The sequence below is a fragment of the Arthrobacter sp. Y3225116 genome, assembly GCF_059091245.1.
Map to the genome: position 1 here is coordinate 1 of NZ_JBNHGL010000033.1, position 23,386 is coordinate 23,386.

Consider the following 23,386-nt stretch of genomic DNA (forward strand, 5'->3'; position numbering starts at 1 on the left):
CCGAGGGCAAGGTAGCGCTCGCCCAGTACAACGTCCGGGCCACCGGCCACGTGGCCAAGCTGCGCCGCGACCTCGGCCTGGACAATTAGGCGTCCGCGACGGCAAGATCATCACCACCCGCCCGGAACACCGCGACGCCGAGGCCGCCGGCCGGTCGCTGCCGGTCTGGCCGGACAACGCACACTACGTGTACAAGCGTCAGGGGATGCCGTGCCGGCTGTGCGGGACGCCGGTCGCCGTCACGGAGATGGCCGCGCGCAAGCTGTACTGGTGCCCAACCTGCCAGCGGGCCTGATCGGGCCTGATCGTTCGTGCCGCAGGGTTGCTGCCCGCCTGGTTCGTAGGGCCGCAGCCTACCTTGCCTACGCCGCCGGCGCGCCCACGTTGCACTCCGGAATTTTCGGCGAGTGCAGGGTTTATCTGTGAGGGCAGGGTCCATAGCCCCTGCACTCACCGCTTAACCCTGCAATGGAGGAGCCGGGGCAGGGGAATGGGGGAGTCGGGGTAGGGTGCATGGTTTTCGTCGCGTCGCGGCGCCCGCCTCCGCCGGTCCGCGGCGCCCGCCTCCGCCGCGTCACGGCGCCCGCCGATTTGTCGAACGGGCCCGCCCTCGTGCTAAAGTTTCATCGTCCTCGGGGATGTAGCTCAATGGTAGAGCCTCAGTCTTCCAAACTGATTACGCGGGTTCGATTCCCGTCATCCCCTCGCGTCAGGGAGGCGGTCCGGCACGGGCCGCCTTTTCTGTTCGCAGCCGATTCAGTCATGCAACATGTGCTGGCGGCGTCCGGTTGCACGGTGATTGTGCCGCAGGCCGGGAATGCCCGTAGACTTGCGTGTGCACTACGGGGCGTAGCGTAGTGGCTAGCGCGCCTGCTTTGGGAGCAGGAGATCGCAGGTTCGAGTCCTGTCGCCCCGACTCTGTATTCTTGGTGCAGATTTAACCCCAATAGCAATCAGGAGTTCTAACGCTGTGAAGAGCGCTGTCGAAAACCTCACCCCTACCCGGGTCAAGCTCAATGTTGAGGTCCCCTTTGAGGAACTCAAGCCCAGCATCGACGCGGCGTACAAGACCATCGCCAGCCAGATCCAGGTTCCGGGCTTCCGCAAGGGCAAGGTTCCGGCGAAGCTGATCGACCAGCGCGTGGGCCGCGGCTACGTGATCGAAACGGCTATCAACGAGGGCCTGAACGGCTTCTACCAGGGCGCCGTCGAAGAGACCGGCATCCGCCCGCTGAGCCGCCCCGAGGTTGAAATCACCGAGGTTCCCGACCCGGCCGCCACAGAGGGCCAGCTCGCCTTCCACGTCGAGGTCGACGTCCGCCCCGAAATCGAGCTGCCCGAGTACGCCGGCCTCGAGGTCACCGTCGAGGCTACCGAGGCCTCCGAGGAAGACATCCAGAAGGCGCTGGACGACCTGCGCGGCCGCTTCGGCACCCTGAAGGCCGTTGACCGTCCGGCCGTTGCCGACGACTTCATCACCATGGACCTGTCCGCCAAGGTGGACGGCGAAGAGGTGGATTCCGCCGCGGACCTGTCCTACCAGGTGGGCGCCGGCACCATGCTGGAAGGCCTGGACGAGGCCGTCACCGCGCTGAGCGCCGGCGAGGACGCCACCTTCGAGACCAAGCTGGCCGGGGGCGAGCACGCCGGCAAGGACGCCACGGTCACCGTGAAGGTCAAGGCCGTCAAGGAGCGCGAGCTTCCCGAGGCCGACGACGACTTCGCCCAGCTGGCCAGCGAGTTCGACACCATTGCCGAGCTGAAGGAAGACCTGGCCAAGCAGGCCGCCGACGCCAAGATCATGGAGCAGGGCGTCGAGGCCCGCGACAAGGTGCTGGACAAGCTGATGGAACTGGTCGAGGTTCCGGTTCCGGACTCCGTCGTCGAAGAGCAGATGGAACAGCACTTCCGCCCGGAGAACAGCCACGGTGAAGACCACGACACCGAGGAGCACCGCGCCGAGGTCCGCGAGAACACCGAGAAGGCCTTCCGCAACGAAATCGTGCTGGACGCCGTGGCCGACAAGGAAGAGCTGGGCGTCAGCCAGGCCGAGCTGATCGACTACATCGTGTCCTCCGCCGGCCAGTACGGCATGGACCCGAACCAGTTCGCGCAGCTGCTGGACCAGTCCGGCCAGGTCGGCATGATGGTGGGCGAGGTCCGCCGCCGCAAGGCCCTGGCCAAGGTGCTGGAGCTGGCCAAGGTCACCGACTCCAACGGCAACGAGGTGGACCTGAGCGACTTCGTCCGCCCCGCCGGCGAAGAAGAGCCCAACGTCGAAGACATGATCCAGGCCGCCGAGGCCGAGGCTGCCAACGCCGAAAGCGCAGAGAGCGGCGAAGAAGCCGAAGCGGACGCTGCCGACACCGAGTCGATCGAGGACACCGACGCTGCCGAAGAGGCCGCCGAGGACGCACCGAAGAAGTAGTAGCGGCGCTGCCGCTGGACGGACCGCCGGATTCCCTTCACGGGGAACCGGCGGTCCGCCGCTTTAACTCCCGGGAACGACGCCGGCGCCCGGCTCCGGTGCGCGGTTTCCCTCCCGGAGCGGCAGCGCGTGCCGGTGGAACCGGGCCCACTCCGGACCGGCCGTGCCCCCCAAAGGTCGCTCCGCCGTCGTCATTTTCTGCTGCCGGCAGAGCGCTTTCCCGCGCCATCACGGGCCTGATGCGCCGTCAGCGAACAGCGCGCCGTGCGGGAGGAATCGGGCAGCGGAACACGTTACTGTCCAAGTAGGTAAACGACCTTAGGGCCACCGGTGACGGTACCGCCCGGGGAAGAAGCGAGAGGTATTTCAGCATGTCGAATGAATCCGCCACTCCGAGAATGGCTTCGGTCGAAGCGGCCAGCCGCGAAGACTACATCTACAACCGCCTGCTCAAAGAGCGCATCATCTGGCTGGGCTCCGAGGTGCGCGACGAGAACGCCAACGCCATCTGCTCGCAGCTGCTGCTGCTCTCGGCCGAGGACCCGGAGAAGGACATCTACCTCTACATCAACTCGCCCGGCGGGTCGGTGACCGCCGGCATGGCCATCTACGACACCATGAAGTTCATTCCGAACGACGTGGTGACCGTGGCCACCGGCCTGGCGGCTTCCATGGGCCAGTTCCTGCTGTCCTCGGGCACCAAGGGCAAGCGCTACGCCACCCCGCACGCGCGCATCCTGATGCACCAGCCCTCCGGCGGCATTGGCGGCACGGCCTCCGACATCAAGATCCAGGCCGAGCTCATCCTGCACATGAAGCAGGTCATGGCCGAACTGACCGCCGAGCAGACCGGCCAGTCGGTGGAGCAGATCCTGATCGACAACGACCGCGACAAGTGGTTCACGGCCGAGGAAGGCCTCGCCTACGGCTTCTTCGACAAGATTTCGGCCCACGCCGGCGGCGTCTCCGGCGGCGGCGGGACCCAGAGCGGCTCCGCCTCCCAGGATTCCTGAGCCCACGCGCCACCGACCCGAATACAAGCAGGAGAATCTCATGGACTACAACTTCGGTGCCGCTGCCGGCGGTTTCGCCGCCAACATGCCGCAGAACCGCTATGTGCTGCCCCAGTTCGAGGAGCGCACGCCCTACGGCTTCAAGCGCCAGGACCCCTACACCAAGCTGTTCGAGGACCGGATCATCTTCCTGGGCGTCCAGGTCGACGACGCCTCGGCCGACGACGTCATGGCCCAGCTGCTGGTCCTCGAATCGACGGACCCGGACCGCGACATCACCATCTACATCAACTCGCCGGGCGGGTCGTTCACCGCGATGACCGCGATCTACGACACCATGCAGTACATCCGCCCGGAGATCCAGACCGTCTGCCTGGGCCAGGCGGCCAGTGCCGCGGCCGTGCTGCTGGCGGCGGGTACCCCGGGCAAGCGGCTGGCCCTGCCGAACGCCCGCGTGCTGATCCACCAGCCGGCGCTGGGCGGCGGCGAACACGGACAGGCCTCCGACCTGCAGATCCAGGCCGACGAGGTCATGCGGATGCGCAAGTGGCTGGAGGACGCGCTGGCCATGCATTCGGGCAAGGACGCCGCGCAGGTCAACAAGGACATCGAGCGGGACAAGATCCTCACGGCCGCCGGTGCCTTGGAATACGGGCTGATCGACCAGGTACTCGACTCCCGCAAGATCCACAAGCCGGCGATCACCAAGTAGATACCGTAAAATAGTCTCAATGCCTGCACTGCCCGTGGCGCGTCATATCGCACCGCGGGCAGTGTTGTTACTGAAACTGTCGGCGCAGTGAATTAGAGTTGTTGTCAGCTGGCCTCGGCGGCGCAGCGCTTGCCCGGCAATAGACGGGCGGTGCAGCTGCCGCGGCAAGTTGCCGACGTAGACCAAGTAAGGGGACGGATATGGCTCGCATAGGTGAGAGCGCTGACCTGCTCAAGTGCTCTTTCTGCGGCAAGAGCCAGAAACAGGTCCGCAAGCTGATCGCCGGCCCCGGCGTGTACATCTGCGACGAATGCATCGAGCTCTGCAACGAGATCATCGAAGAGGAGCTGGCCGAGGTGTCGGACCTGGGCAGCTTCGAACTGCCCAAGCCGCGGGAGATCTTCGACTTCCTGCAGGAATACGTGATCGGCCAGGAGCCCGCCAAGCGGGCGCTGGCGGTGGCGGTCTACAACCACTACAAGCGGATCCAGTCCGGACATGCGCCCAAGGGCACGGCCAACCTCTCCGATGCCAGCCCGCTGGAGGACGTGGAAGTCTCCAAGTCCAACATCCTGCTGATCGGGCCCACCGGCTGCGGCAAGACCTACCTGGCCCAGACGCTGGCCCGGCGGCTGAACGTGCCGTTCGCCGTCGCGGACGCCACGGCGCTGACCGAAGCCGGCTACGTGGGCGAAGACGTGGAGAACATCCTGCTCAAGCTCATCCAGGCCGCCGATTACGACGTGAAAAAGGCCGAGCAGGGCATCATCTACATCGACGAGATCGACAAGATCTCGCGCAAGAGCGAGAACCCGTCCATCACCCGCGACGTCTCCGGGGAGGGCGTCCAGCAGGCGCTGCTGAAGATCCTCGAGGGCACGGTCGCGTCTGTGCCGCCGCAGGGCGGCCGGAAGCATCCGCACCAGGAATTCATCCAGATCGACACCACCAACGTGCTGTTCATCGTCGCCGGCGCCTTCGCCGGGCTGGAGGAGATCATCGGTTCGCGGGCCGGCCGCAAGGGCATCGGCTTCGGCGCCCCGCTCAAGGACGCGGCGGGGGAGAAGGACAGCTACGGCGAGGTCATGCCCGAAGACCTGCTGAAGTTCGGCCTGATCCCGGAGTTCATCGGCCGCCTGCCGGTGATCACCACGGTGTCCAACCTGGACCGCCCGGCCCTGATCAAGATCCTGACCGAACCGAAGAACGCCCTGCTGCGCCAGTACCAGAAGATGTTCCAGCTGGACGGGGTGGAACTGAGCTTCGAGCAGGAGGCGCTGGAGGCCGTGGCGGACCTCGCGCTTGAGCGGGGCACCGGCGCCCGCGGGCTGCGCGCGATCATCGAAGAGACACTGCAGCCGGTCATGTTCGACCTGCCCAGCCGCGAGGACATCGCCTCCGTCGTGATCAGCGCGGACGTGGTGCTGAACAAGGCGGAGCCGACGCTGATCTCCCACGACGTGGTCGCCAAGCGCCGGAACAAGTCGGCCTGACACTGCACTGCTCCGGACCGCCGGACGATCGATCGAGGACCAGACAAGGGGACACACTATGGCCCGGACCGCCGGAAGCGCAGAGCTGCTCACGTGCTCGTTTTGCGGAAAGAGCCAAAAGCAGGTGAAGAAGCTCATCGCCGGCGGCGGCGTGTACATTTGCGACGAATGCGTCGGGCTGTGCAACGAACTGCTGGAGGAAGAGTTCGGCGCCGGTGCCGCCTCCGAACTGCTGGAGCTGCCCAAGCCACGGGAAATCTATGGCTTCCTGCAGGAGTACGTGATCGGCCAGGAACCGGCCAAGCGTGCCCTGGCCGTGGCCGTTTACAACCACTACAAGCGCATCCGCTCCGGCCACGCCGCCCCCAGCACCGCCGGCCTCACTGCGGCCGGCGGGCTCCAAGACGTGGAGATCGCCAAGTCAAATGTCCTGCTGATCGGCCCCACCGGTTGCGGCAAGACCTACCTGGCCCAGACGCTGGCCCGCCAGCTGAACGTGCCGTTCGCGGTGGCCGACGCGACGTCGCTGACCGAAGCCGGCTATGTGGGCGAGGACGTGGAGAACATCCTGCTCAAGCTGATCCAGGCCGCCGGCAACGACATCAAGAAGGCCGAGCAGGGCATCATTTACATCGACGAGATCGACAAGGTGACCCGCAAGAGCGAGGGCCCCTCGATCACCCGCGACGTCTCCGGTGAAGGGGTGCAGCAGGCCCTGCTGAAGATCCTGGAAGGAACCGTGGCTTCGGTGCCGCCGCAGGGCGGGCGGAAGAACCCGCAGCAGGAGTTCCTCCAGATCGACACCACCAACATCCTCTTCATCGTGGCCGGGGCCTTCGCCGGTCTGGAAGAAATCATCGGCTCGCGGGCCGGACGCAAGGGCATCGGCTTCGGCGCCCCGCTCAAGGACGCCGTCGCCCAGCAGGACAACTACGGCGAAGTCATGCCCGAAGACCTGCTCAAGTTCGGGCTGATCCCGGAGTTCATCGGCCGCCTGCCGGTGATCACTACCGTGGCCGAACTCGACAAGCCTGCGCTGATCCGGATCCTCACCGAGCCGAAGAACGCGCTGATCCGCCAGTACCAGAAGATGTTTCAACTGGATGGCGTGGAGCTGTCCTTCGAGCAGGACGCACTGGAAGCGGTTGCCGACCTGGCGCTGGAACGCGGAACCGGCGCGCGGGGCCTCCGGGCGATCATGGAAGAAACGCTGCAACCGATCATGTTCGACCTGCCCGGCCGCGACGACATCGCCACCGCCGTGGTTACCGCCGAGACGGTCCTGACCGGGGCTGACCCCACCCTGATCCCGCACGACGTCGAAGCCCTCCGCCGCCGCGATTCCGCCTGACCGGCCGTATTCAGGCGCCGGCGCACGGGCACGTGCCGGGTCCGCGGAACAAAACCGCCGGCGGGGCAGTTACCCACAACAGTACGTATAACCAGTCCTCAAGAAGGAGCTCTTGCCGTATGTCTGAAAGCGCTGCGCCGTCCACCGTTGACTTCTGGTTCGATCCGGCCTGTCCGTTCGCCTGGATCGCGTCCCGCTGGATGCTGGAGGTGGAGAAGGTCCGCGACGTCAAGGTCGACTGGCACGTGATGAGCCTGGCCGTGCTCAACGACGGCCGCGACGAGCTGCCGGAGGAGTACAAGGAATTCCTGAAGAAGGCGTGGGGCCCGGTCCGCGTGATCATCGCCGCCCGCGAACTGCACGGCGAGGCCTACGTGGGGAAGCTCTACGACGCCATGGGCACCCGCATCCACAACGAGGGCAACAAGGACTATGAGTCCGTGACTGCCGCCGCGCTGGAAGAGGTCGGCCTGCCCGCCGACCTGGCCCGTTTCGCCACCTCCGACGAATATGACGAGCAGCTGCGCGCCAGCCATGAAGAGGGCATCTCCAAGGTGGGCGACGAAGTCGGTACGCCCGTCGTGGCCTTTAACGGCACCGCCTTCTTCGGCCCGGTGCTGACCCGCATCCCGCGCGGCGAAACCGCCGGAAAGATCTTCGACGGCGCCGTGGCGCTGGCCGAGTTCCCGTACTTCTACGAGATCAAGCGCTCCCGGACGACCAGTCCCGAGTTCGACTAGCCGGCGTGGTCCGGGCCACACGCCTGGAGCGGGCGTCATCTGGGGGACCCTGAGGCCGGCGGCCGGCACGCCGTGGTTTCGGAAAGCATTTTCACGAAACTATGGCGTGTCGGCTTGCGCAGGAGTATAAATATCTATACGCATCCCCCAAAAGATGCGGGACCGAACACCAAAGATTCAGTGACAAGTAGTGGACCAGTTCCACAAACTGCCAGCCTGTGACGAGGCTCGGAAGACCTGAAGATCGGCGGAGTTCGCGAGACCCAAAGCGTCACCTTTGGATCACAAGAGTCGAAGCCCCACCAACGGCGAAACGCTGATGGGGCTTCCCCTCGTTAACGGGCCCTGCTACTCGCCCGGGGCCTCGGCGGCCGCCAGCTCGACCTTCGCGACCGTCAGCTCGCCCTCCGCCTCGCTCAGCAGGACCTCGCGCGCATTGCCGGCGGCCTTCAGGTCGCCGAGCCCGGCCTCAAGTTGGGCCACCTGCGCGGCCGATCCGGTGATGGTCGCGGTGAGGACCTCGGTGCGCTGCTTGACCTTGGCCTCGGACTTGGCCTTGCGGATGCCGCCCAGCGCCTGACCGACCGTCCCGAGCAGCCCCGTGTCGGCGACGGAGGCAATCGAGGCGAGCCCCGCCGTCGTCGGCCATTCGGCGCGGTGCACCGAACCGGCGCGCCACCAGCTCCAGACCTCTTCGGTGGCGAAGGGCAGGAACGGTGCGAAGAGACGGAGCAGGGCGTCGAGCGTGGTGGCCAGCGTGGCCAGGACCGAGGCCTGTTCCGCCTCGCCGGCGGCACCGTAGGCGCGGTCCTTGATCAGCTCGACGTAGTCGTCGGTGAACGACCAGAAGAAGCTTTCGGTGACCTGCAGGGCGCGCGCATGGTCGTACTTCTGGAACGCGGCCGTCGCGGTCTCCACCACCTCGGCCAGCTGGCCCAGCAGCGACTTGTCCAACGGGTTGGTGACCACGGAGTCGTCGTCGGCAAGCACCGAAGCCTCGGTGGCGCCCAGGTTCAGCACGAACTTGGAGGCGTTCAGCAGCTTGATGGCCAGGCGGCGGCCGATCTTCATCTGCGCGACCTCGTAGGCGGTGTCCGCCCCCAGCTTCGCCGAAGCCGCCCAGTAGCGCACCGCGTCCGCGCCGAACTGGTCCAGCACGTCGGTGGGGACCACCACGTTGCCCTTGGACTTGGACATCTTCTTGCGGTCCGGGTCCAGGATCCAGCCCGAGAGCGCCGCGTGCTTCCACGGCGCGCAGCTGTTCAGCGAGTCGCCGCGCACCACGGTGGAGAACAGCCAGGTGCGGATGATGTCGTGGCCCTGCGGGCGCAGGTCGAACGGGAAGACGTTGTTGAAGAACGACTCGTCCCGGCTCCACTTGCCCACGATCTGCGGCGACAGCGAGGACGTGGCCCAGGTGTCGAGCACGTCGGCGTCGCCGATGAAGCCGCCGGGCTGGTTGCGCTGCGACTCCTCGTAGCCCGGAGCGGGATCCGCGGCCGGGTCCACCGGCAGCATCTCGTCGGAGGGCACCACCGGGTTGTCGTAGTCGGGGTTGCCGGAGGCGTCCAGCGGGTACCAGACCGGGATCGGCACGCCGAAGAAGCGCTGGCGGGAAATGAGCCAGTCGCCGTTGAGGCCTTCGATCCAGTTTTCGTAGCGCGAGCGCATGAACGCCGGATGGAACTCGATTTCCCGGCCCCGGCTGATCAGCCGTTCCCGCCGGTCCGCGTCCCGGCCGCCGTTGCGGATGTACCACTGCCGAGAGGTGACGACCTCCAGCGGCTTGTCGCCCTTTTCGTAGAAGTTGACCGGGTGGGTCATCTTCTGGGGCTCGCCGTCCAGTTCGCCGGCCTCGGACAGCAACTCCACGATCTTCTCCTTGGCGGAGAAAGCGGTCTTGCCGGCCAGCTCGGCGTAGTTCGCCTTGCCTTCCTCGGTGGTGATCCACTCCGGGGTGTCGGCCATGATGCGGCCGTCGCGGCCCACGATGGAGCGGGTGGGCAGCTGCAGCTCCCGCCACCACGTCACGTCGGTCAGGTCGCCGAAGGTACAGACCATGGCGATGCCGGCGCCCTTGTCGGGCTTGGCCAGCGGGTGCGCCTTGACCTCCACCTCCACGCCGAACAGCGGGGACTTCACGGTGGTGCCGAACAGCTTCTGGTAGCGCTCGTCGTCGGGGTTGGCCACCAGTGCCACGCAGGCGGGCAGCAGCTCGGGGCGGGTGGTCTCGATGTGGACCTTTTCGCCGTCGGCGGTTTCGAAGGCGTAGCGGTAGTAGGCGCCGGGCATCTCCCGGTCCTCGAGCTCGGCCTGCGCCACGGCGGTGCGGAAGGTGACATCCCAGAGCGTGGGTGCTTCGGCCATGTAGGCGTCGCCGGAGTTCAGGTTGGCCAGGAAGGCGCGCTGGGAAACGGAGCGGGACACGTCGTCGATGGTCCGGTAGGTCAGGTCCCAGTCCACGGACAGGCCCAGGGTGCTGAAGAGGTTCTCGAAGACCTTCTCGTCCTCCACAGCCAGGGTCTCGCAGAGCTCGATGAAGGTCCGGCGCGAGACGACGTCGAAATCGCGCTGGTTCTTCGCCGGCGTGGCCGGCGGCTGGTAATCCGGGTCGTACGCCACCGACGGGTCGCAGCGGACGCCGTAGTAGTTCTGCACCCGGCGCTCGGTGGGCAGGCCGTTGTCGTCCCAGCCCATCGGGTAGAACACGTTCTTGCCGCGCATCCGCTGGTAGCGGGCCAACACGTCGGTCTGGGTGTAGGAGAACATGTGTCCCACGTGCAGCGAGCCCGACGCCGTCGGCGGGGGAGTGTCGATCGAGTAGACCTGCTCCCGCGTGGTCTCGGGATTGAACTTGTAGGTCCCCTCCTCGCGCCAGCGCCGGGTCAGGGCATCCTCAAGGCCTTCGAGGGCGGGCTTGTCGGGAACGTTAACGGTAACGGGCGTGTCTGTGCCCGGGGTATGTTCAGCCATGCTGGCCATTCTTTCATGCCGGGCACGGAATGAAGATTCTGCACGACGGCTGCGCAGCACCTGGTTGGGTTTGACCTGCGATGGTCGGTCTTAACCTGCAAATATCCAAGTTTTCCCCGCAATTGAACGTCAGGGGGCGGGGTGGAACACGGCTGGCCAGGGCGGACGCGCTAGAACCACATCGGCAGCAACCGGGCCGGCGCAGCGCTGCGTGCTGGTTCCGGCCCTCGCACGCTTAAGTCAGCAACGACCGGCCGGTGATCGGAAGACTCCGTATCGATGACTCTGGCCCCTAGCACCTGAATACGGCCGCTACCGAAGATGTAATCGATACGTCGGGTAGGCCGCTCGGCCGGAAAGCTAAAGCCCTGACCTCGCCCCCTCTCGGCGAAGGCGTCCGAGAAATTGGCAGTGACTAGCCGCATTTCGGGTGTTCTAGGAACGGCGTTGAAGTCACCTGCCAGCACGGCGGGCCTGTGTGATGCACCCACAATCGCCACGACTTGCTTTATCTGCTGCCTGCGCTGCTCGGCGCGCCGGTGCTCTAAATGCGTGTTGTAGAAACTCAGTTGGACCCCACCGAGGTCGACGACTGTTTCAAGCAGTCCGCGCTGTTCCGACGGATCCTTCTCGTACCGGATATTGCGGAGCATGTGATTGCGCGAACTGACGATCCTGTGCTTGCTGAGTACGGCGGTGCCGTACTGACTGCGCTTTGTCTGCCCATCGCGCGGCGGCCTATCCACATTGGCACCGTATACGTAGTACATGCCCAGACAACGTGCCAGCCAAGCCGCTTGGTCTACGAAATCGCTGCGGGACGACTTATGCCGGTCCACTTCCTGCAGGCCGATAACATCGGCCCCGCTGGCCTGGATGTCGCGGGCGATGGCTGCCAAATTCAATTCGTCCTCGTCATCCGCGCCGTGGTGGATATTGAACGACATGACCCGGATGTGTGCCCGAATGACCGCCATCTGCATGCCGGAAACAGCGCTGCGGACCGGGTGGAGAAAAGACGCCGGTGTTGCCGTAACCGGGGCGCTAGTCGACGGCGCAGCTATTCCCGATGAGGGAGGGGAGTCGATGTTGTCCGCCAAGGGCATCGGTCCCGGCACCAAAAGAGCCACCATCAACGCAGCCACCGCTGCCACTGCATGATTGCGTGTGCCCATATTGCCACCCGCTGTCCCCAATTCCCGCGCGACTGGAGCTACTTGTAGAAGCTCGGTCGAGTCCGCGCAGGTTCCAGAAGTTTGGACCTACAGGAATATCCGTGTCAACGGCCCTGCTACCCTCTCGCCTCGGCGCCCGGACCTACCCGCCGCAGCGGATCATGCATAGGATGCGCCCATGGCGAACGTTCAGATCAAGCGCGTCTACGAACTCGCAGACGATGGCGACGGCTACCGGGTGCTGGTGGACCGGATCTGGCCGCGGGGCATCAAGAAGGACGGCGCCGGGGTGGACCTCTGGCTGAAGGAGGCGGGAACCTCGGCCGAGCTGCGCAAGGAGTTCAGCCACCGACCGGAGAAATTCGACGCCTTTGCCGTGGCATACCGGCAGGAACTAAACGGTTCAAAGGCGCTGGAGCGGCTGGTGGAGCTCGCGCGCGAGCAGCCTAAGCTCTGCCTGCTGTACGGGGCCAAGGACAAGGAGCACAACCAGGCCGTGGTGCTGCGCGGGATGATTTTGGAGCACCTCGGTGTGCCATCCGGCTGACGTTCCGCGGAACACCCGGGGCTCAAGGAACAGCCGGGGCATAAGAGGCCAAGGCGGGGGCGACGGCGGGGCGCCTCCGGTCAGCAGGCACCGTGCCGGGGGCCTCGCCGTGCTCGCGCTGTCGGCTGCTGCTGCACTGGCCGCTTCGGTGTCGGGATGCGGCCCTAACACGGGGCTTGGGGCGGCCCCACCGTGTCTCCCGCCGGAATATTCAGTCAGTCCGATAGAAGCCCGGCCGGGAGAGACCGTGACCGTGGCGGCTGCAGACGCCGACTGCAATCCCCGCTACGGCAGCAATGCGCAGATCGAGGTGACAGTAGTGGACGCGGCGGGAGCGGAAATCGTCAACGCCACCGCCCCTATGAACGACGGCGGCGGCTTCAGGTACGCGTTCGTCATCCCGGAACGGGCGGCCGCCGGCGAGGCAGGCGTGACGGCCATGCCCCGCAACATCGACTGGTGTGATGACACCGGCCGGAACAACAGGGTCGCCACGGTTGCCGGCGACCGACTGGAAAGGGCGGCCTGCGCGCTCCCCCTTAAACCGCTCACCATCGGGCGGTGAAGGTCACCTCCGAACCACTTTCCTGGTCGGCCGCTACGCTGTGATTCATGACCAGACGCGCAATAGTCACCGGAGCAAGTTCGGGTATCGGGGCAGCTACCGTTCGGGCGCTGCGGGGAAGCGGCTGGGACGTGGTGGCAGTTGCCCGCCGCGCCGAGCGGCTGGCCGCCCTCGCCCGGGAGACCGGCGCCGTCGCCATGCCCGCGGACGTCACCGACCAAGCTTCAGTGGACCGGCTCGCAGCTGCGGTCTTGTCCGACGGCGGGATTGACGCGCTGGTCAACATCGCCGGGGGAGCCTTCGGCGTGGACACCATCGGGGAGGGAAAGCCGGCCGATTGGCAGAAGATGTACGAGGTTAACGTCCTCGGCTCCCTGCGCATGATCCAGGCCTTTCTTCCTGCTTTGCGCGATAACGGCGAAGGATCGGTAGTGCTGCTGACGTCAACGGCCGGACTGGTGGCCTACGAAGGCGGCGGAGGCTACGTAGCAGCCAAGTTCGCCCAGCACTCGATGGCGAATACCCTGCGCCTGGAAGAAGCGGAACACAACGTGCGCGTGATCGACATTCTTCCCGGCCTGGTGCAGACGGAGGAATTCTCATTAAACCGGCTAGGCGGTGACCGGCAGGCGGCCGAGAACGTCTACGCCGGCATGGAAAAACCGCTGCTGGCCGAGGACGTAGCCGACGTCGTGGCGTACTCGCTCAACCTGCCGCATCACGTCAACCTCGACCAGATCGTCATGCGTCCCGTGGCCCAGGCCGCGGCGCACAAATTGATCCGGAAGTAGCAACCGCCAAAGACCGGGATTCCCCTCTGGACCGTGGACGCTTGAAATATGCACGATAGTTTCTCGCGCGTGCTCCAAAGGCGCCCGCATTTTCCAGAAGAGGCCGCTTGTCCTGGAAACAGGCCGACTCTCCCTCCACAGGCGTGCGGTGGCGGGTAGTTTTGCACTTACGTCGAAGCTTTGTTCTACCCCGGATGCACGGTCCGTAGCGTTGAAGTATGGCAGCGGATCCGTCGGACGAGGCACAGGAGCCGGAGGAACAAACCGGCACTCCTGCCCTGCCCGAGGGAGGCCCTGCCCTGCCCGCTCCCGCCGGCCCTTCGGCACCCGATACCGCCGGCCCAGCAGAATCGGCGAGCACGGAGCTTGCTGCTGATGACACCGTGTCTGAGGGCGGGAAATGGCCGGAACCTGCAGGACCCCTGCCTGATCCATCACTGCCTGCCCGTGAGTTGTGGGCGGAGGAGTGGCAGGAGCTGGGTCCGGCGGAACTGGCCGGTCTGCTCGCCGGGACGGACCCGGGAAACTTGGATGACTGGTCAGCCTTGGAGTACCTCAAAGCGGTTCGAAAGCATGAAGCGTGGACCCAGTCGCGGCGGTTGCGGGCCCTGCACCGCATGGCGGCGCTCCGCCCGGCCACCGGCGCAGAAACCGGAGCACCGGACGGAATTTCCCGCCATGCCGCCGCCGAACTCGCACCCATCCTTGCCGTGCGTCGCGAGCGGGCGGCTGCCGAACTGTCCGACGCGCAGCAGATCGGCAGGTACCTGCCCGCCACCCTCGCTGCCCTGGACGCCGGTGAGATCGATTTGTCGCGGGCAGTGGCGATTGCCCGCAAGGGCATGGACCTGACGCCGGCCGATCTGGCCGACTATGAGGCGAAGGTTGTTCCCGGCGCCGGGACCATCACGCTGGAATCCGTCCAGGCCCGGGCCCGCACCGCCCGCGACCGGCTGCACCCCGAACCCCTCGAGGAACGGCACCGGGCCGCGATGGAACGCCGCACCGTCCACTACCAGCCCCAGGATGACGGGATGGCCGAACTCTACATCCGCACCAGCGCGGACAAAGCCCTGCTCGCCTACAACCTGATGCAGGCCCACGCCCGGAAACTCCAAACCGTTGACGAAACCCGCACCCTGGGCCAGCTCCGCGCCGACGTCTTCACCGAAATGCTCCTGCGCTACCCCGGCCACGCCTACCAGCCCACGGCCGCAGTACAAGGAAGCGACACCGCCGCCTCGACGGCCATGGAAAACTCCGCGGACGCAGCTGCCGCGACGTCACGGCAGGGGCCCTGTGCCTGCGGTTCCGGGAACGTGACCGCCTCCGTCGCCGTGACCGCGCCCCTGGACACCCTGCTCCGGCTCGCCGAAGAACCCGGCGACCTCACCGGCTACGGACCCATCCCGCCCGACATGACCCGCGACCTTGCCGCGCTGGCCAAGTCCTGGTTGATCGTGCTCACCGACGACTATGGCAAGGCAGCCGCCGTCGCCAAAGACTTGCGCCACCCGCCCGAATGGCTCAAACGCCTCGTCCGGCTACGCGACCGCCGCTGCCGCGACTTCGGTTGCACCGTCCCGGCGGACCAGTGCGAGATCGACCATACGATCGCATGGGAAGACGGCGGCAAAACAGTCCTGGAAAATCTCAGCGCCAGGTGCAAGCCCGGGCACAAAACCAAACACCACGGTGGCGGAACCGTCAGACAGGATCCCGACGGGACCCTGCACTTCACCACCCGCTCCGGCCATACCCACAGCACCACCCCCGACGAAGATTGGTCTCTGACCTTCCCAACAGCATCCGGATGCGGTGACACTGCCGCGGACGGACATGCAACCGCCGCCGCGGAGGGACAGGAAGCCGCGGGCGCGGACGCGATGGAAGCCGGGGGAGAGAACAGACCTGAGAACAGAGAAGAAGGCACCGGCGCGAACGGGAAGGAAGTCGGGGAAGAGAGGAGACATGAGAACGGGCAGGAACAGGGTCCCCCGGACGACTCCCCGCCACCACCCTTCTGAGGGCGTCACAGCAGCACCCGCCCGGGCCAGACTTACAGGCCTGAAGTTGGCGCTGATCCGAAACTTGACGTCGCTTCACCACCGCGCTGCATAGGGGCGCAAAGACGCGTCGGCCAACCACGGGACGAACACAACGTCCGCCAACAAAGCCGGGTTTTCGCCCGCGTTTCGACAGCCGCGCCGCCGTGGCCGTAAACTTGAGTCATCAGCGCTGACCCGGCCATCACCGGTGAGCTTCCGGAAGAACAGCCCAGGCCAACATCCCGGGCCCAGTAGAACCGGACGGGTATGCCCGTCACAGCAGCGAATGAGTGGCTGTCCCTTTGCACCGGTTCCGGCGCATCAGGCCAGCAAGTGAGGTGGTACCGCGGGTTCCGCCCCGGCAGCACGGTGAGGCTTTCCAGCCGCACCGGAGGAACCGGAGCAGGGCACGTCCTCGCAGAAGTACCCACACTTGCCGAGCTGTCTTTTCAGGATGACGAACATGCCACAGATCTATCCCAAGGCTTCCACCGCCGGCGCTGCCGCTGCCGAGAGCTCGCCTAAGTTCCCCGAGATCGAGGAGCTGGTGCTCAAATACTGGCAGCAGGACGGAACGTTCCAGGCCTCCGTCGATGCCCGCGATGCCGGCAGCGACGGCAGCAACGAGTTCGTCTTCTACGACGGCCCGCCCTTCGCCAACGGCCTGCCGCACTACGGCCACCTCCTCACCGGGTACGTGAAGGACCTGGTGGCCCGTTACCAGACCCAGCGCGGCCACAAGGTGGAGCGCCGCTTCGGTTGGGACACGCATGGGCTGCCGGCCGAGCTGGAAGCCATGAAGCAGCTGGGCATGACGGACAAGCAGCAGATCCTGTCCATGGGCATCGACAAGTTCAACGACGCCTGCCGCACCTCCGTGATGAAGTATGCCGACGAATGGCAGAACTACGTCACCCGCCAGGCCCGCTGGGTGGATTTCGAGAACGACTACAAGACGCTCAACGTCGAGTACATGGAGTCGGTCCTCTGGGCCTTCAAGCAGCTGCACGAAAAGGGTCTGACCTACCAGGGCTTCCGCGTGCTGCCGTACTGCTGGCGGGACGAGACGCCGCTGTCCAACCACGAGCTGCGGATGGACGACGACGTCTACAAGATGCGCCAGGACCAGACGGTCACGGTCACCTTCCCGATCCGGCCAGCGGGCTCGGAGAACCCGTTGGCCGCGGAGCTTGCCGGCGTCAACGCACTCGCCTGGACCACCACGCCGTGGACGCTGCCCACCAACGCGGCCCTCGCCGTCGGGCCGGAGATCAGCTACGCGGTGCTGCCGGCTGGCCCCCACGGGACGCAGGCCGTGGGGGAGAAGTTCCTGGTGGCCGAGGACCTGCTCGGCTCCTATGCCAAGGACCTGGGGTACGACGACGCCACTGCCGCCACCGAAGCGGTCACCGCCACCTACGCCGGCGCCCAGCTGGCCGGGCTGCGCTACGAGCCGCTCTGGGACCACTACGCGGACGCCGCGAAGTGGGGCACCGGCAACGCATGGCAGATCGTCGTGGCCGACTACGTGACCACCACCGACGGCACGGGCCTGGTTCACCAGGCGCCGGCGTTCGGCGAAGACGACCAGAAGGTCTGCGAAGACAACGGCATCCCCGTGATCGTCTCCGTGGACGAGGGCGCCAAGTTCCTGCCCTACTTCGCCGAGGGCCCGCTGGCCGAGATCGCCGGCGTGCAGGTGTTCGAGGCGAACAAGCCGATCACCCGGGTGCTGAAGGCCGACGGCCGGCTGGTCCGCCAGGCCAGCTACGAGCACAGCTACCCGCATTGCTGGCGCTGCCGCACGCCGCTGATCTACCGCGCCATCTCTTCCTGGTACGTGGAGGTCACCAAGTTCAAGGACCGGATGGTCGAGCTGAACCAGCAGATCAACTGGATCCCGGAAAACGTCAAGGACGGCCAGTTCGGCAAGTGGCTGGAGAACGCCCGCGACTGGTCCATCAGCCGCAACCGCTTCTGGGGTTCGCCCATCCCGGTGTGGGAATCGGACAACCCGGACTACCCGCGCCGCGAGGTGTACGGCTCGCTGGCCGAGCTGGAGGAAGCGTTCGGCACCCTGCCGCGCAATCACGACGGCGAGGTCGACCTGCACCGCCCGTACATCGATGAGCTGGTCCGGCCCAACCCGGACGACCCGACCGGCCAATCCATGATGCGCCGCGTGGAGGACGTGCTGGACGTCTGGTTCGACTCCGGTTCGATGCCCTACGCCCAGGTGCACTACCCGATGGAGAACAAGGACTGGTTCGACAGCCACAACCCGGCCGACTTCATCGTGGAGTACATCGGCCAGACCCGTGGCTGGTTCTACACCATGCACGTGCTCGCGACCGCGCTGTTCGACCGCCCGGCGTTCCGCAACGTGATCAGCCACGGCATCGTGTTGGGTTCCGACGGGCAGAAGATGTCCAAGAGCCTGCGTAATTACCCGGATGTGTCCGAGGTCCTGGACCGCGACGGCTCCGACGCCATGCGATGGTTCCTGATGGCCTCGCCGATCCTGCGCGGCGGCAACCTGATCGTCACCGAGCAAGGCATCCGCGACGGGGTCCGCCAGGTGATGCTGCCGCTGTGGAACGTGTGGCACTTCTTCAAGCTCTACACCAACTCCGCGAACAAGGGGGCAGGCCATGAGTCCGTCTCCGTCCTCGGCGACACCGACCGGATCAAGGGCATGGAGTCCCTGGACCAGTTCATCCTGGCCAACACCGGGGACCTGGTCCGCGACATGACGGCCGCGCTCGATGCCTATGACGTCTCCGGCGCCTGCGACGCGCTGCGCGAGTACCTGGACACCCTGACCAACTGGTATGTCCGCCGTTCCCGCCAGCGGTTCTTCGACGAGGACCGCGACGCGTTCGACGTGCTCTACACCGCGCTGGAGGCAGTTTGCCGCGTGGCCGCCCCGCTGCTGCCGCTGGTCACCGAGGAGATCTGGCGCGGGCTGACCGGCGGGCGTTCGGTCCACTTGACCGACCTGCCCGACGCCGGCGAGTTCCCGCAGTTGGCCGAACTCGTGGAACTGATGGACACCACCCGGCAGATCTGCTCGTCCGGCTCGAGCCTGCGCAAGGCGGCGAACCTGCGGGTGCGGCTGCCGCTGGCCTCGCTGACCGTGGTCGTGCCGGGCGCCGAGCGGCTCTCCGGCCAGTACGCCCTGATGATCCAGGACGAACTGAACATCAAGTCCGTCCGGCTGATCGACGCCGCGGACGCCGCCCCGGAAGAGTTCGGCATCTCGCAGAAGCTGGTGGTCAACGCCCGCGCGGCCGGCCCGCGGCTGGGCAAGAACGTGCAGCAGGCCATCAAGGCCGCCAAGTCCGGTGACTGGTCGGTGGACGACGCCGGTGCCGTCACCGCCGGGGGACTGCTGCTCGAGCCGTCGGAGTACTCCTTGGAAACCGTCGTGTCCGGGGACGCCGCGGCCGGGGCTGCGGTCACCATGCTGCCCGGCGGCGGGTTCCTGGTGCTGGATACCGCCGTGACCGCCGAACTGGAGGCCGAGGGCGTGGCCCGCGACTACGTGCGCAGCATCCAGCAGGCGCGCAAGGATGCCGGGCTGGTGGTCAGCGACCGCATCCGCACCACGGTGACGGCGGACCAGTCCGTGCTGGACGCGCTGACCCTGCACCAGGGGCTGGTCTCGCAGGAAACCCTCACCGTGGACCTCGTCCTGGTGGCCGGGGACGGCGACGCCGTGTCCGTGGAAAAAGCCGGATCCTGAAGGGGCACCAAACCATGAGTGATGAATTCGGCGTCGAGAGCGTCTACGCGGAACTGCTGGGCCGCGCCCCGGAAAACAAGATGGAACCGCGCATGGAACCGCTGTTCCGGGCGATGGACATCCTGGGTGAACCGAACAAGGCCTTCGCCAGCATCCACCTGACCGGCACGAACGGCAAGACGTCCACGGCCCGGATCATCGAGGCCGGGCTGCGGGCGCACGGACTGCGGACCGGCCGCTACACCAGCCCGCACCTGTCCAAGGTGACCGAACGGATCAGCATCGACGGCGAGCCGGTTGCGGACGAGACGTTCGTGCGGGTCTGGGACGAAATCCGGCCGTACCTGGAAATCGTCGACCAGGAACTGAACGCCGAGGGCGCGCCCCGGCTGACCTACTTCGAGTGCGTGACCATCCTGGCCATCGCCATCTTCGCCGACGAGCCGGTGGAGGTGGCAGTGATCGAGGTTGGCCTGGGCGGCATCACCGACGCCACCAACGTGGTGGACGGCCAGGTCTCGGTGATCACCCCGATCTCGCTGGACCACACCGATTTGCTCGGCGACACCACCGAGGACATTGCGCGGGAGAAGGCCGGCATCATCAAGCGCGGCGGCTACCTGGTCAGCGCGGCCCAGCCACTGGACGCAGCCCAGGTGCTGCTGGAACAGGCGCGGGACCTTCAGGTGCCCTTCCGCTTCGAAGGCGTCGAGTTCGGCGTCGAGTCCCGCAAGGTCGCCGTCGGCGGCCAGCAGCTGACGATCAACGGGCTGGCAGGCCGCTACCAGGACCTGCTGCTGCCCCTGCACGGTGCGCACCAGGCCCAGAACGCGGCGGTCGCCGTGGCCGCGCTGGAAGCGTTCCTTGGCGGCGGCGAAAAGGAACTGAACGTGGAAGTCCTGCGTGAGGCGTTCCTCGAGGTGACCTCGCCCGGCCGGCTGGAAGTGGTCCGCACCGCGCCGACGATCATCGTGGATGCCGCCCACAACCCCGACGGGATGAAGGCCAGCGCGCAGGCCATCCTGGAGGCATTCAACTTCACGAAGCTCATCCCGGTGGTCGGAGTCCTGCAGGAAAAGGACGCCGTCGGCCTGCTGACACAGCTGCGCGAGCAGCTCAGCGACCTCACCAACGAAATCTGCGTCACCGAGTCAAACTCGCCGCGGGCCATTCCCGCCGAGCAGCTGGCCGAGGATGCCATGGCCGCCGGTTTCCCGGAGGACGCCGTGCATATCGCGCCCCGGCTCGACGACGCCATCGAATGGGCTGTGGGCCGGGCCGAAGCCGACAACGACCTCGCCGGCGGCGTGCTGATCACCGGGTCCATCACCCTGGTCGCCGACGCCCGCATCCTGCTAGGAAAGTAACAAGATCCATGGCCAAACTGACCAAAGCCCAGCGCGAGTGGCGTCCGGACATGCCGAAGAAACGGCGCTCGATCAAGACGATGTTCGCCTCCACCGTGCTGCTGCTGGAAGCCTTCGTCGCCTTCTTCGCCACGCTGGTGGTGTTCGGGCTCTACCGGGACGACGTGCCGCCGGCGCTGATCCTCGGGCTCGGGATCGGCCTGAGCGTTTTGCTCGTGCTGTGCTGTGCCCTGCTGCGCCGCCCGTCCGGCTACGCCATCGGCTGGGCGATGCAGGTGCTCCTGATCGCCACAGGCATCGTCGAACCGGTGATGTTCGTCGTCGGCGTGCTGTTCGCGCTGTCCTGGTTGTACGCCGTGCGCACGGGCGGCCGGCTGGACCGCGAGAACGCGCAGCGCGACGCGGAACAGGCGGAATGGGAACGCCGGCACGGCTCGGAGGCCGGCACCGAGGCCGGCGCCGCGGACGGCACGGCTGACGGCACGGCAGACGACGCCGGGCGCTGACCTGCGCTGCCCGCGCGTCCCGTTAGGATTGAACGGGGTTTCGGAGCTAATCGTGAAGCAAATGAGGAGAAATTGTGAGCGTTGAACGCACACTGGTACTGGTCAAGCCCGACGGCGTATCCCGCGGTCTCACCGGCAGCATCCTGGCCCGCATCGAGGCCAAGGGCTACACCCTGGTCGAACTGAAGCTGGTCAACGCCACCCGCGAACTGCTGGAACAGCATTACGAAGAGCACATCGGCAAGCCGTTCTACGAGCCGCTGGTCGAGTTCATGCTCTCCGGCCCGGTCGCCGCCGCCGTGTTCGAGGGGCACCGGGTGATCGAAGGCTTCCGCTCGCTGGCCGGCACCACCGACCCCACCACCGCCGCCCCCGGGACGATCCGCGGCGACTTCGGCCGCGACTGGGGCGTGAAGGTACAGCAAAACCTCGTGCACGGTTCCGACTCGCCTGAGTCCGCCGCGCGCGAGATCGGGATCTGGTTCTCCTAGACCCCTAAAGCAGCAGAGGTCGCGGCCCCCGACGGGGACGCGGCCTCTGGTTTGTCCGGGTTCAGCCCGGGAAAGGCAATTGCGGCGAGTCCAAGCAGTCCCGGTCAGCCAGGGAAGACGATCTTGGTCAGCCCAAAAAGGCGTCGATGAAGGCCAGGAAGATCGTCCCGGCGGTCACGATCCACAGCAGGGCGGTCAGCGTCCAGGCCCAGCTGCCGGCGAACCGGACCACCGCCGCCGGCGCCTTGATCACGCCGTGCGCCAGGTTCCGCGCCGTGGTGTGCACCAGCATCGGGATCATGGCGGCCCACACGCCCATGCAGTACAGGCACAGGATGTGGATGTCGTAGAGCGCCTGGCTCCACAGCCAGACGACGAAGACGAAGCCCAGCGTGACGCCGGCCTGCAGTCCCATCCAGTACCACCCGCGGAACCGCGCCCCCGCAAGGATCGCCACCGCCGTCGTGATGGGAACCGCGAAGGCGACGATCCCGATCAGCGGGTTGGGGAAGCCGAAGAGCCCGGCCTGCCAGTGCAGGAACACCTTGCCGCAGGAGACCCACGGGTTGATGTCGCAGCTGGTCACATGGCCCGGATTTTCGTAGGTGGCCAGCCGCTCCAGCACCAGGATGCCGGACATGATCCAGCCGACAACGCCGGTGGCCAGCAGTAGCCACGCGAAGGGCTTCTCCCGGGCGACGCCGGGAACCCCGCTGTCCGGGAGTTGGCCGGCGGCGGCAGCGGCCGGGGATGTGGAGGTCTGCGCGTGGGTCTGCACCGTGTTCCTCGGGCTAGGGGGCATGTGGCTCGATTCTACGCCGGAGAGAACGCCCATTACTCACCAAATCGCACCCGGTGTGAGAGAATGATCGTGGCTAATAGCAGCCCCACATGCTGCTGTTGGTCCAGCGACAGGCTTCCAGGTCCGTCGGCGACGCTTCCCGAACAAGGAGCCCATCAATCCGGATGGGCGCTGGGAATCCGCCGGGCGGCCCTGCCGGTGAAGAGAAGGTTACGGCAGACGGAAAAGCGCCGCTGGTCCCCGGGTGTGCCGCGCCCCACGTGATGGCGCGAGCTCGGGTGATACCAAGACGACTTTCGGTGTCGGGCAGCCCAAGGCACCCGGATACCCGGCTACATGCCCCCAAGGGCACCGGGATGTGGCCGGTGCCGCAAGGGTTGGAGCACAACTTTAAATGGACAATGAACAGGTAATTCCCGCTACCTCCTCTCCGGTCGACGCGCCGGAGGTACCAGCCAAGAAACCGCCGCGGCCCCGCCGCAAGCCCACTGTGTCGGCACCGTCGCAGGACCAGTTGGACGTTGAACTGCCCGCAGCGGCGCCCACCGGCCCCAACAACGACGGCGATGCCTCCGCCGCTTCCCCCACCGCCACGGCGCCCGACGCCGCGCTAGCCGCCGGGGAACAGCCGGCAGGGGA

Annotated in this window: 18 protein-coding genes, 2 tRNA genes and 2 pseudogenes; 19 read left to right on the plus strand and 3 right to left on the minus strand. The window is 66.4% G+C overall.

Features of this window, described 5'->3' with window-relative positions:
- The 10 genes and pseudogenes from AC5RV2_RS05540 to AC5RV2_RS05585 all read left to right on the plus strand — a co-directional run.
- Positions 1-89 (plus strand): annotated as a pseudogene (locus AC5RV2_RS05540) (peroxiredoxin); the annotation flags it as partial.
- 116 nt (positions 90-205) lie between these two features.
- On the plus strand, positions 206-295 hold the full coding sequence (locus tag AC5RV2_RS05545) for a zinc finger domain-containing protein (protein ID WP_494091552.1): 90 nt from the start codon (positions 206-208) through the stop codon (positions 293-295).
- Between the two features lie 339 nt (positions 296-634).
- Positions 635-705 (plus strand) — tRNA-Gly (locus AC5RV2_RS05550).
- Positions 706-843: 138 nt separating this feature from the next.
- Positions 844-916 (plus strand) — tRNA-Pro (locus tag AC5RV2_RS05555).
- Positions 917-970: 54 nt separating this feature from the next.
- Entirely contained in the window at positions 971-2,428 is a 1,458-nt protein-coding gene (tig, locus tag AC5RV2_RS05560; protein WP_494091538.1) for a trigger factor, read from the plus strand.
- A 371-nt stretch (positions 2,429-2,799) separates the two neighbouring features.
- Positions 2,800-3,441 (plus strand): ATP-dependent Clp protease proteolytic subunit, encoded by a 642-nt coding sequence (locus AC5RV2_RS05565; RefSeq protein ID WP_493977439.1) that lies wholly within the window; start codon positions 2,800-2,802, stop codon positions 3,439-3,441.
- Between the two features lie 40 nt (positions 3,442-3,481).
- Positions 3,482-4,153 carry an ATP-dependent Clp protease proteolytic subunit gene (locus AC5RV2_RS05570; RefSeq protein WP_493977440.1) on the plus strand — a complete coding sequence of 224 codons (672 nt, stop codon included), beginning with the start codon at positions 3,482-3,484 and terminating at the stop codon, positions 4,151-4,153.
- Between the two features lie 200 nt (positions 4,154-4,353).
- Positions 4,354-5,646 (plus strand): ATP-dependent Clp protease ATP-binding subunit ClpX, encoded by a 1,293-nt coding sequence (gene clpX, locus AC5RV2_RS05575; RefSeq protein WP_494069170.1) that lies wholly within the window; start codon positions 4,354-4,356, stop codon positions 5,644-5,646.
- Positions 5,647-5,704: 58 nt separating this feature from the next.
- The gene (gene clpX, locus AC5RV2_RS05580; protein WP_494091539.1) at positions 5,705-6,997 is read left to right on the plus strand and encodes an ATP-dependent Clp protease ATP-binding subunit ClpX; all 1,293 of its coding nucleotides are present in this window, start codon (positions 5,705-5,707) and stop codon (positions 6,995-6,997) included.
- Between the two features lie 119 nt (positions 6,998-7,116).
- Positions 7,117-7,737 (plus strand): mycothiol-dependent nitroreductase Rv2466c family protein, encoded by a 621-nt coding sequence (locus AC5RV2_RS05585; protein WP_494091540.1) that lies wholly within the window; start codon positions 7,117-7,119, stop codon positions 7,735-7,737.
- Between the two features lie 348 nt (positions 7,738-8,085).
- On the opposite strand, the gene valS is transcribed toward AC5RV2_RS05585, so the two are convergent.
- Positions 8,086-10,710 (minus strand): valine--tRNA ligase, encoded by a 2,625-nt coding sequence (gene valS, locus AC5RV2_RS05590; RefSeq protein WP_494091541.1) that lies wholly within the window; start codon positions 10,708-10,710, stop codon positions 8,086-8,088.
- A gap of 170 nt (positions 10,711-10,880) precedes the next feature.
- A complete protein-coding gene (locus AC5RV2_RS05595) occupies positions 10,881-11,693 on the minus strand; it encodes an endonuclease/exonuclease/phosphatase family protein (protein ID WP_494091542.1) in 813 nt (270 codons plus the stop codon).
- Between the two features lie 370 nt (positions 11,694-12,063).
- On the opposite strand from AC5RV2_RS05595, the gene AC5RV2_RS05600 reads away from it, so the two are divergent.
- From AC5RV2_RS05600 to ndk, 8 genes are all read left to right on the plus strand, one after another.
- A complete protein-coding gene (locus tag AC5RV2_RS05600; protein WP_494091543.1) occupies positions 12,064-12,432 on the plus strand; it encodes a DUF488 domain-containing protein in 369 nt (122 codons plus the stop codon).
- A gap of 253 nt (positions 12,433-12,685) precedes the next feature.
- Positions 12,686-12,997 (plus strand): hypothetical protein, encoded by a 312-nt coding sequence (locus AC5RV2_RS05605; protein ID WP_494091544.1) that lies wholly within the window; start codon positions 12,686-12,688, stop codon positions 12,995-12,997.
- 47 nt (positions 12,998-13,044) lie between these two features.
- Positions 13,045-13,788 carry an SDR family oxidoreductase gene (locus AC5RV2_RS05610; RefSeq protein WP_494091545.1) on the plus strand — a complete coding sequence of 248 codons (744 nt, stop codon included), beginning with the start codon at positions 13,045-13,047 and terminating at the stop codon, positions 13,786-13,788.
- Positions 13,789-14,006: 218 nt separating this feature from the next.
- A complete protein-coding gene (locus tag AC5RV2_RS05615) occupies positions 14,007-15,815 on the plus strand; it encodes an HNH endonuclease signature motif containing protein (protein ID WP_494091546.1) in 1,809 nt (602 codons plus the stop codon).
- Positions 15,816-16,290: 475 nt separating this feature from the next.
- Positions 16,291-19,581 (plus strand): isoleucine--tRNA ligase, encoded by a 3,291-nt coding sequence (gene ileS, locus AC5RV2_RS05620; protein ID WP_494091547.1) that lies wholly within the window; start codon positions 16,291-16,293, stop codon positions 19,579-19,581.
- A 14-nt stretch (positions 19,582-19,595) separates the two neighbouring features.
- Positions 19,596-20,948 (plus strand): bifunctional folylpolyglutamate synthase/dihydrofolate synthase, encoded by a 1,353-nt coding sequence (locus AC5RV2_RS05625; protein ID WP_494091548.1) that lies wholly within the window; start codon positions 19,596-19,598, stop codon positions 20,946-20,948.
- Positions 20,949-20,956: 8 nt separating this feature from the next.
- Positions 20,957-21,454, plus strand: coding sequence for a DUF4233 domain-containing protein (locus tag AC5RV2_RS05630; RefSeq protein ID WP_494091549.1), 498 nt, complete (start codon positions 20,957-20,959; stop codon positions 21,452-21,454).
- A gap of 74 nt (positions 21,455-21,528) precedes the next feature.
- Positions 21,529-21,945, plus strand: coding sequence for a nucleoside-diphosphate kinase (gene ndk / locus AC5RV2_RS05635; protein ID WP_494091550.1), 417 nt, complete (start codon positions 21,529-21,531; stop codon positions 21,943-21,945).
- Between the two features lie 127 nt (positions 21,946-22,072).
- Here the strand turns inward: ndk and AC5RV2_RS05640 are convergent, their stop codons facing one another.
- A complete protein-coding gene (locus AC5RV2_RS05640) occupies positions 22,073-22,747 on the minus strand; it encodes a vitamin K epoxide reductase family protein (RefSeq protein WP_494091551.1) in 675 nt (224 codons plus the stop codon).
- A 394-nt stretch (positions 22,748-23,141) separates the two neighbouring features.
- On the opposite strand from AC5RV2_RS05640, the pseudogene AC5RV2_RS05645 reads away from it, so the two are divergent.
- A pseudogene (locus AC5RV2_RS05645) lies at positions 23,142-23,386 on the plus strand (hypothetical protein); the annotation flags it as partial.

Bases quoted from the DNA above. Each gene is read 5' to 3' on its own strand.
- AC5RV2_RS05545 (WP_494091552.1), top strand. From the start codon at position 206: ATGCCGTGCCGGCTGTGCGGGACGCCGGTCGCCGTCACGGAGATGGCC.
- AC5RV2_RS05565 (WP_493977439.1), top strand. From the start codon at position 2,800: ATGTCGAATGAATCCGCCACTCCGAGAATGGCTTCGGTCGAAGCGGCC.
- AC5RV2_RS05570 (WP_493977440.1), top strand. From the start codon at position 3,482: ATGGACTACAACTTCGGTGCCGCTGCCGGCGGTTTCGCCGCCAACATG.
- clpX (WP_494069170.1), top strand. From the start codon at position 4,354: ATGGCTCGCATAGGTGAGAGCGCTGACCTGCTCAAGTGCTCTTTCTGC.
- clpX (WP_494091539.1), top strand. From the start codon at position 5,705: ATGGCCCGGACCGCCGGAAGCGCAGAGCTGCTCACGTGCTCGTTTTGC.
- AC5RV2_RS05585 (WP_494091540.1), top strand. From the start codon at position 7,117: ATGTCTGAAAGCGCTGCGCCGTCCACCGTTGACTTCTGGTTCGATCCG.
- valS (WP_494091541.1), bottom strand. From the start codon at position 10,710: ATGGCTGAACATACCCCGGGCACAGACACGCCCGTTACCGTTAACGTT.
- AC5RV2_RS05595 (WP_494091542.1), bottom strand. From the start codon at position 11,693: ATGCAGATGGCGGTCATTCGGGCACACATCCGGGTCATGTCGTTCAAT.
- AC5RV2_RS05600 (WP_494091543.1), top strand. From the start codon at position 12,064: ATGGCGAACGTTCAGATCAAGCGCGTCTACGAACTCGCAGACGATGGC.
- AC5RV2_RS05610 (WP_494091545.1), top strand. From the start codon at position 13,045: ATGACCAGACGCGCAATAGTCACCGGAGCAAGTTCGGGTATCGGGGCA.
- AC5RV2_RS05615 (WP_494091546.1), top strand. From the start codon at position 14,007: ATGGCAGCGGATCCGTCGGACGAGGCACAGGAGCCGGAGGAACAAACC.
- ileS (WP_494091547.1), top strand. From the start codon at position 16,291: ATGACGAACATGCCACAGATCTATCCCAAGGCTTCCACCGCCGGCGCT.
- AC5RV2_RS05625 (WP_494091548.1), top strand. From the start codon at position 19,596: ATGAGTGATGAATTCGGCGTCGAGAGCGTCTACGCGGAACTGCTGGGC.
- AC5RV2_RS05630 (WP_494091549.1), top strand. From the start codon at position 20,957: ATGGCCAAACTGACCAAAGCCCAGCGCGAGTGGCGTCCGGACATGCCG.
- AC5RV2_RS05640 (WP_494091551.1), bottom strand. From the start codon at position 22,747: ATGCCCCCTAGCCCGAGGAACACGGTGCAGACCCACGCGCAGACCTCC.